Genomic DNA, 8791 nt, shown 5'->3' on the forward strand with positions numbered 1-8791 from the left:
GAGCCTGTAACTTTCTTGTAGGCACCGGTAAAAAATGCCCAAAGTACCCATATCGTATGTCTTGGTGACCCAGTGCCGAACCTGATCGTTTTATAATCGTAGAGCAAGTTATAAAATATGTTTTAAGTAGTAGGGCTTTGATCTAGGAAAAGGCTAAAAACAAATCTTAATATTACATTTGTACATTAATGCACCATAGGAATGAAATCAGTAAAACGCATTCTTTTAATACTACTTGTTATTTTGGCGGTACTTGCCTACATAAATTACCCCAAATTGAACATCATTTCGGGTTTTGCCGCCAAAAGTATGGCCTCGAACCAGTTTATTGCCCATCGAGATTTAGAAGCAGTAAAAGCCAACGACCTTAATGTACCCTTGATCAAATTGGCCGATGTTGAAGTTATCGAGGACGGTGCTGCTGCTGCGGTGTACGGTCTCATGGAACGTGATGCCATTTGTAGGGATGGAATGGGATGTGTACTGATCAATGATGATTATGATCCCAATAGATATGACTTTACGCCCAAACGAACGCATAAGGAAACTGGGCTACCTTTCCCCTATGGGAATAACGAACCAAAAGACACGCTCTTTGCAAATGTAGACTACCAACAACTACAAAAAGCGGTTGATGGGGCTTTTGCCAATGCCGGGATACAAAAAACAAGAACCGTGCTGGTCGCCTATAAGAATCATATCGTTTCAGAAAAGTATATAGACGGATTTACCAAGGAAACCCCTATTTTGGGTTGGTCAATGACCAAAAGTATTTTGGCCACCTTATATGGTATTTTAGAATTTGAAGGGAAAATCGATTTGAACCAACCCACGCCCATCGCCTCCTGGCAAGATGATGAACGTAAGGACATTACCCTGAACCACTTACTGCGCATGCAGAGTGGTCTGGCCTGGGATGAGGATTATTCCAGTATTTCGGATGTTACCCGAATGTTGTTTCTAGACGCCGACATGACCCTTGCCCAGGAGGAAAAGGAAGCTCTTGCCCCTCCCACCGAAATTTGGAACTATTCCTCAGGAACTTCGAACCTACTCTCAGGCATTTTAAGGGGTTATTTTGACACACATCAAGAATATCTTGACTTTCCTTACACTGCCTTAATCGATAAGATAGGCATGTATTCCATGCTTATTGAGGCCGATATGGAAGGGAATTATGTAGGCTCTTCCTATGGTTGGGCCAGCACACGGGATTGGGCCAAATTCGGATTGCTCTATTTAAATAAGGGCCGTTGGAACGGCGACCAACTCTTTGATGCACGTTGGGTCGATTATATTACCAAACCTACCTTACATTCAGACGGTACCTATGGGGCCCATTTTTGGCTCAATGCGGAAGGTAAATTTCCCGATGTCCCCAAAGACCTGTATTCTGCCAATGGGTACCAAGGGCAATACGTATTCATTATTCCTTCAAAAGATTTAGTGGTGGTGCGTACTGGACTGGCTGAGTCTCCAGAATTTGATGTAAACCACTTTTTAAGCGAGATCATCAAAGCACTGAACTAGGGGGTTAGTTCTTGTCAAAGATCAAAAAGATGCCTACGCAACCCTGAAATATACTTTTTTAAGGCGTTCACCACATTTCTGCCTAGGCTCACAACAATAATTCGATGATACCGGATAGGCCTTCTATATTTACATCGTAGTAATCAAGTAAATAAATTTTTTCATTTTCATATAGTGTTCTCGTAAAAGGGTCTTGTCGGTAAAACGGTGAGACCCTTTTTAGTTGGGTGTATTTTTGAAAACGTTAGGTAGGGCAAAGTCATATCCTTGCAAACAAATCCCTATGGAATCCAATTGTTCTTCCCGAAATTAGGTTTGCGTTTCTCTAAGAAGGCATTTCGCCCTTCTTTGGCCTCTTCGGTCATATACGCCAAACGGGTAGCTTCGCCGGCGAAGACCTGTTGACCGACCATACCGTCATCGGTAAGGTTCATGGCGAATTTCAACATTTTGATAGACGTAGGTGATTTTTCCAATATTTCTTGCGCCCATTCATAGGCGGTATCCTCCAATTCCTCATGGGGAATCACGGCATTGACCATCCCCATTTCATAGGCGGCCTGGGCCGTATAACTACGCCCTAAAAAGAAGATTTCCCGGGCTTTCTTCTGACCCACCATCTTTGCGAGATATGCGGAGCCATAACCTCCATCAAAACTAGTGACATCGGCATCGGTCTGTTTAAAAAGGGCGTGCTCCTTACTGGCCAAGGTCAGATCGCAAACCACATGCAGACTATGTCCACCACCTACCGCCCAACCAGGTACCACAGCTATGACCACTTTGGGCATAAAACGGATTAACCGTTGCACTTCGAGAATGTTCAAACGGTGCATGCCATCTTCCCCCACATATCCTTTATGACCTCGGGCCTTTTGATCGCCACCGCTACAAAAAGAGTATACCCCATCCTTGGTCGAAGGACCCTCGGCGGATAACAACACCACGCCAATCGAAGTGTCTTCTTGGGCATCATAAAATGCCTTATAAAGTTCGCTGGTGGTCTTGGGCCGAAAGGCATTGCGCACATTGGGCCGGTTAAAGGCGATGCGGGCGACCCCATTGCTCTTTTTATACGTGATATCCTCAAATTGGAGGGCAGTTTCCCATTTGGCTTTTTGCATCATCTTGGTCTTTAATTTTATAGTGCAAAATACTACAATTTGGGAAAAGTAAATGGTGTTTTTTGCCTTTACATTTCACGAATGATCAAGGTTTTTAAAACAAAATCATCTGAAAAGAGCAAACTGTTTTATTTATTTAAAACTTTTGTGAACATGTCATAGCTTTACACTTGAAACATTTAAGATTTTCAGCTAACTTGATTATCCGTGGGTATACATGATAAAACCAATCCTTATCCTATTATGTTGTACCACATTTAGTTGATTTGAGACTATGCCTAAGATAATTCCTTATATCGTTTAATAAAACTCATAAAATGCCATCTAGTTAAACCTCAATTAGTTCTTAATTTGTTTAACTTGTAATGCCCTCCACTAAAGAAATTCGATATGTAAATGAGTACGGATCTTAATTCAAATAAAGATTTTAAAGGAAAACCAATCGGTAGCACTCTGGTCGATAAACTGACCTATGAAATCGAGTCTAATCTTAACAATGACCAATTCGGGGTCGATAGTTTGGCACAGGCGGTCGGAATGAGCAGGTCTAGTCTTCACCGGAAATTGCACAGACTTTTGGGTGTTTCAACAAGCCAATTTATCCGCGAATACCGATTAAAGAGGGCTATGGAGATTCTTAGGAACGAAGGGATTACCGCCTCTGAGACCGCATATCGGGTAGGATTCAGTAGTCCAACGTACTTCAACACCTGTTTCCATAAATTTTATGGGATTACCCCTGGAGAAGTCAAATCAAAAAACAGCAATGAAATTAAAATTCTTATCCATGGTCGAGATACCACAATCGTACAAAGCAATACCAAAAAAAGATTGCTTTGGGCGTTAGTTTTACTACCGATATTCGTATTGGTAGTCTTTTATTTTTTTAGTCCATATGCAAAGGAGAACCAAGAATCGCAAAAAAACGAAATCAACATCCATGGAAAATCGATAGCCGTACTACCCTTGAAAAACTGGACAGGAAACCCTGATTTGGAATATATCTCCGATGGTATGACCGATGCCGTTATCTCAAGACTCACGAAAATCGAAGCTATTGATAAGGTAGTTCCGTTTGCCTCGGTCCTACAATACAAGGATACCGAAAAAACCATATCAGAAATCGCGAAGGAATTGAAGGTGGCTAACCTTTTACAGGGAAATCTTCAAATTTCCGGCAGTCAGATTAAAATCAATCTACAAATGATCCATGGCAGTTCTAATGTGCATCTATGGTCCGAAGAATACACTAAAGAATGGAAAAGTGATGAAATTTTCAAGATACAGTTCGAGGTGGTCGAAGCCATAGCCAAAAATATGAGGGCCACCATTTCCGAAAACGAAATGGTGGCTATTCAAAAAATACCTACAAAAAGTAAACAGGCATATTCCTATTTTCTTCAAGCCGAGTTTCAGCGAAATAAAGCGAATGAATCAACCTATGACAATGCTATCGAACTTTATGAAAAATCGATTGAAATAGATTCCAGTTTTGTGGAAGCCTATATTAGTCAGGCAAGGGTTTGGAGTTTTGGTGGATTGGTTTGGGGGATTTTTGATGAACGGACTGCATGGGAGAATACCAAAAGGCTATTGGAAAAAGCGCTTGAAATTGACCCCGGTAATAAAGAGGTGGAAGAAGAATTGTATTCAGGCTATTTCTACTATGACTGGAATTTTGAAGTGGTAGAACCCTATTACCAAAAGATATTGAAAGATTCTTATTTTGACGATACGCCATCTTTAGTTGCCGATTATGCCATAAAAACAGGAAGATACCTGCTGGCGGCGAAGGCTATGGATGAACTTCTCTTGATCGACCCTTCTTTCGGCGTTCTTTTCTGTTTCAAGGCAGAGACATTCCTATTTCTTGATAGAACGGACGAGGCATTGGAATTGTTGGAAAGCACCAATAGTTTATATGACGACAACTTGTGGTATTTGCGAGAATCCGCAAAGATATATTTCTATCTTGGTGAATATGAAAAGTCAAAAAAGCAGCTTAATAAAATACTATCCAAATTCTCCGATTATCCCCCGATTTTGATGTGGCTGAACTTGGTTTATGCCCAGATGGATGGCAGTCAGAATGAGGTAAATAAACATTTGGAAGAGTTGTTCACTAAGTACAATGAAGGCTCATCGGGCAGTCCTGCTTGGTTCATAGCGCTCTACTATTGCACCTTGAATGATTATGAACGCGCTTTTGAGTGGTTGAACAAGTCTTATGAAAGACATGAAGTCGAGTTGACCTGGTTACGGGAAGAACCTCTTTTAGCCCCGTTAAGGAACGATCCACGATACGTAGATCTGTACAGGAAAGTTGGCTTTTCAAGTATCGGAATACCTATAAAGACTTAACAAAAATTAGTTTCCCCAAAATGACGTTTTCAACATCGTTTGAAGGTTCTGCACCATAATTTCAACCTCTGGAAAAAAATTTAATAATACCGCAACATGCCTGTTAGGTGGTGTTTGGTACTTCTTTGCATCTTTATAACATTCAATTTTGAGGGGCAAGATAATCTTGTACTGCAATCAAAATTTAACACTAAAATCAAGAATTATGAAAACAAGATCGACATTTATGTTTATTGGTATTTTATTACTTGCATTTACAGGTTGTAAGGGACAAACTTCAAAAGTGGAGGAAATAAAAATTGACTTGATCACTGAAGAATTTCCCGAAGCAAAGCAAGAAGTTATGGAAACCTTTGGTGCTATTGCCCAAAGCATTAAAGATGGTGATTTGGATAAACTAATTTCCTTCCACGCCTATGGTCCAAAATTTACTGAATTCAAAAATGGGGAACCCCGTAATGGTGGTGAGGCAAATGAAGCTCACGAACGTAATGTTTTTGGCTCTGTAACCGAAGTGGTTAAGTTCGATGCCAATGACTTACAGATTGCCGTTTATGGTGACGTAGCCAATTTAACCTTTCACTCCGATTTTCACCTCAAATTTGGTGAAGATCTTATGGTTGTAAACGACCAAATCACATTATTATTCGTAAAAACATCTGATGGATGGAAAATGGTTCATGAGCATCATTCCCCTTTGAAAAAAGAGGAAATTTAAAAACGTGCTACAACAAGATATATAAAAAATAGTTAATTAAGCGCAAATCAGTATGACTTGCGCTTTCTCATACATTTAAACAATACGCAAAATAAGCATACCTATATCCGTTACTTTTCATATACCAACCTATAACGAAACTACCTTAATTAATTTTCTATTCGCTTAGAATAAAAACCTTCTTTGAATTGCTTACGCCATTTTAGCTTTGTTTCTTTTCGTGGTAAAAGAAAGAGCTTTCTTAACTCTGGAGTTTTTGAATTTGTATAAACGGGCAACCTCAGTAGTGGTTTCAGTCTTAACTTCATTCTTGGTTTCTGAAGCCGTTGTAGTAACGATGCTCATTTCAATAGTTGCAACCTTAACTTCCTGGGTATTGTTTTGTGCTTGGGCAGCGATTCCGAAGAAGATGATAAAGATGATGGTTGCTATTGCTTTCATGACTTGTTTTGTTATATAATTATAACCGCAACAAGTGCATTTCACAGGGTTGAAAAACGCTGAACGCCCCTATTTATCGTTATTCGACCAATTTTGGGATAAAGTGTAAAATTCCCTCGATAAACGGGAAGTCCCCCAAAAACAGCTTACCGAAAAAAGGAGTATTTCATCGGTGTAAAAGCAGGATTTCATGGACCTAAAAGCAATAGAAATACTAAAATTGATGTTTTTTTGTCGATTAGTAGCATACTTTTGTATGTTTCAGGTCATCAAAATGAGAATGGAGACTACATGAGTAACAGCATACCATCGATATCCTTAAAACAGGTCTGTAAGTTAGTGTTGCTTTCACAACGCATACCCCCTACCCATCAAAAAGGGAATGCTTTGGCCGCTACTTTAGCTACCATTGAACATCTTGGGTATATTCAAATTGACACAATTTCGACAATTGCGCGTGCGCACCACCATACGTTGTGGAACCGAAATCCTAGGTACAAAAACGAACATCTTGGGGAATTAATGGCCAATAAATCCATTTTTGAATATTGGTCCCATGCGGCCGCCTACCTTCCCATGAAGGAGTATCGTTTTAGTCTGCCCCGCAAAATGGCGATTGCCAGTGGTGAACAGAGGCATTGGTATGCAAAGGATAAAAAACTGATGCAAAGGGTGCTTGACCGTATTGCAGCCCAGGGACCCTTGATGGCTAAGGATTTTGAAAATAAGGGGAAGAAACTTGGCGACTGGCAGACAAAACCTGCAAAAAAGGCCTTGGAAAACCTGTATATGCAAGGCAAACTCATGATCCGTTCCCGACAGAACTTCCATAAAGTGTATGATCTCACCGAACGTGTACTGCCGAATGCCATTAATACTTCAATGCCCACGCCCGATGAATATGCACAATTTTTGATCACTTCGTTCCTTAGGGCCCACGGAATAGCCAAAGCCAATGAAATGGGCTATTTGCTCAAAAACATGAAGACCCATATTGACAGTGCACTGAATGACCTGTGCGTGCAAGGAAAAGTACAACCGCTTATGGTGGGGAATGAGGTCTATTATGCGCTAACAACATCTTTGGAACTATTAAACAGACCATTGATGCGAAGCAAATGCAAAATCGTATCCCCCTTTGATAATCTCATCATTCAGCGTAAACGTATTTCGGACCTATTCGGGTTTGATTATGTGCTCGAATGTTATGTTCCCGAGGCCAAACGAAAATATGGTTATTTTGTGCTGCCGATTTTATGGAATGGCAAATTTGTGGCCCGAATGGACTGCAAGGCTGACCGAAAGACGTCCGTCTTACATGTACATCAAATGTTCATGGAACAAAATACCGTAAGGATGGATAACTTTTTAGCCGCATTTGTTAAGGAGCTCGATGCGTTCATGAAATTCAATGCCTGTACGCGAATCAATGTACATAAATCCAATCCCGATAGCATCAAAATGGAACTATCCAGGTATTTCGAAAGTTCATAGCCTTATTCCTTTTTCAGCAAGTTCAATCGCGTACACAACGTACTGAAAATCCATAATTCTTGCTAAGATTGATAATGTTCAACTCCCCGGGATCCAACAGAATAAACCGGGCCCAAGCGCTACCTTCATGATATTCGGTAGCTGTCCAAAAATAGGGCAATAACCCTTGATCGAAGAAAACCCCATCCCTATTCCTTTTTCCACCTGGTAGCGCTTTAAATACCCCTGTATTCATTTTTTCAGCAGCTGTAAAAGGACCTCCCAGCTCGTCGATCAAAACCAGATAATCGTCATAGGTGGCGACATGCCATCCTTTCGGGGCAATATTTCTTGGATCACTGGCAGCATACCAATTATAAAGTCGTCCGTAATCGGTGGTATGTCCCGCATTGTTGTCATAGTCGCAATAGGCGCCTGTTTGGGTTGTATTCCATAATCCATTGTCGGGAATGTTTTCAATGGGATCCCCATTTTGATACGTTGTGGTTTTCAGGTTTTCGGCCGTCCATACCTGTGTTCCGATGGTTACCGTGGCATAAACATTGCCTTCCACATCGGTAACCGTATTCTTATAAGGCTTTAAAAAAACCGAATTACCATATGCGGTACCTTCGCTATTCGTTGCATAGGCCCTTACATAGTACGTAGAATCAGGGTCCATACCGGTAATCGTGCTTGTGAATACTCCCTGACCCATTCCATCCATGGTTTTATGGTCCGTAAGGGTCGGAAGATCATTGACACTCCAACACACTCCTCTTGCTGTTACACTCCCTTTGCCTTCAAATACAATTGTACCCCCGCTTTTGGCAGAGGTCGATGTTACATTTGAAATCGGGGTGGTTTGCAGGATGGGAAGCGCTGCGCTTTTGGTAGTAAAGGTGACATTGTCACCATAGGAAATGCCCTCTGCGTTGTTGGCATAAGCCCGTACATGGTATGTGGTGTTGGGGGTTAAATTGGTCAACTCACTGATGAAACCACCATCTCCAGTGCCGTTAATCGTCTTCTTGTCCGCAAGGGTTGGCATGGGGTCGGTAGCCCAGCATATACCTCGGGAAGTTACCGTTGATTTCCCGGCATTATAGATGCGCCCCCCTCCACTCGCCGTAGTTTCAGTGAT

The 8791-nt window shown here is 41.2% G+C and carries 7 protein-coding genes; 4 read left to right on the forward strand and 3 right to left on the reverse strand.

Annotated elements, in window-relative coordinates:
- Positions 1 to 201: 201 nt before the first annotated feature.
- Complete coding sequence (locus WBM98_RS02905; protein ID WP_424364523.1) at positions 202 to 1530, forward strand: serine hydrolase domain-containing protein; 1329 nt, start codon at positions 202 to 204, stop codon at positions 1528 to 1530.
- A 281-nt stretch (positions 1531 to 1811) separates the two neighbouring features.
- Here the strand turns inward: WBM98_RS02905 and WBM98_RS02910 are convergent, their stop codons facing one another.
- Complete coding sequence (locus WBM98_RS02910; protein ID WP_424364530.1) at positions 1812 to 2654, reverse strand: 1,4-dihydroxy-2-naphthoyl-CoA synthase; 843 nt, start codon at positions 2652 to 2654, stop codon at positions 1812 to 1814.
- A gap of 396 nt (positions 2655 to 3050) precedes the next feature.
- On the opposite strand from WBM98_RS02910, the gene WBM98_RS02915 reads away from it, so the two are divergent.
- Together WBM98_RS02915 and WBM98_RS02920 are read left to right on the forward strand one after the other, a co-directional pair.
- Entirely contained in the window at positions 3051 to 5015 is a 1965-nt protein-coding gene (locus tag WBM98_RS02915; protein ID WP_424364524.1) for a helix-turn-helix domain-containing protein, read from the forward strand.
- A gap of 205 nt (positions 5016 to 5220) precedes the next feature.
- Positions 5221 to 5733 (forward strand): YybH family protein, encoded by a 513-nt coding sequence (locus tag WBM98_RS02920; protein ID WP_424364525.1) that lies wholly within the window; start codon positions 5221 to 5223, stop codon positions 5731 to 5733.
- 192 nt (positions 5734 to 5925) lie between these two features.
- Here WBM98_RS02920 and WBM98_RS02925 read toward each other — a convergent pair whose 3' ends face one another.
- Positions 5926 to 6174: a hypothetical protein gene (locus tag WBM98_RS02925; protein ID WP_424364526.1), complete on the reverse strand. Its 249-nt coding sequence runs from the start codon at positions 6172 to 6174 to the stop codon at positions 5926 to 5928.
- 291 nt (positions 6175 to 6465) lie between these two features.
- Here WBM98_RS02925 and WBM98_RS02930 point away from each other — a divergent pair, with 291 nt between their 5' ends.
- On the forward strand, positions 6466 to 7668 hold the full coding sequence (locus WBM98_RS02930; protein WP_424364527.1) for a winged helix-turn-helix domain-containing protein: 1203 nt from the start codon (positions 6466 to 6468) through the stop codon (positions 7666 to 7668).
- A 22-nt stretch (positions 7669 to 7690) separates the two neighbouring features.
- On the opposite strand, the gene WBM98_RS02935 is transcribed toward WBM98_RS02930, so the two are convergent.
- A partial coding sequence (locus WBM98_RS02935) for an FISUMP domain-containing protein (protein ID WP_424364528.1) occupies positions 7691 to 8791 on the reverse strand: 1101 nt, incomplete at its 5' end.

The sequence above is a fragment of the Maribacter sp. genome (assembly GCF_049667165.1).
Classification (GTDB): Bacteria; Bacteroidota; Bacteroidia; order Flavobacteriales; family Flavobacteriaceae; genus Maribacter_A.

Bases quoted from the DNA above. Each gene is read 5' to 3' on its own strand.
- WBM98_RS02905 (WP_424364523.1), top strand. From the start codon at position 202: ATGAAATCAGTAAAACGCATTCTTTTAATACTACTTGTTATTTTGGCG.
- WBM98_RS02910 (WP_424364530.1), bottom strand. From the start codon at position 2,654: ATGCAAAAAGCCAAATGGGAAACTGCCCTCCAATTTGAGGATATCACG.
- WBM98_RS02915 (WP_424364524.1), top strand. From the start codon at position 3,051: ATGAGTACGGATCTTAATTCAAATAAAGATTTTAAAGGAAAACCAATC.
- WBM98_RS02920 (WP_424364525.1), top strand. From the start codon at position 5,221: ATGAAAACAAGATCGACATTTATGTTTATTGGTATTTTATTACTTGCA.
- WBM98_RS02925 (WP_424364526.1), bottom strand. From the start codon at position 6,174: ATGAAAGCAATAGCAACCATCATCTTTATCATCTTCTTCGGAATCGCT.
- WBM98_RS02930 (WP_424364527.1), top strand. From the start codon at position 6,466: ATGAGTAACAGCATACCATCGATATCCTTAAAACAGGTCTGTAAGTTA.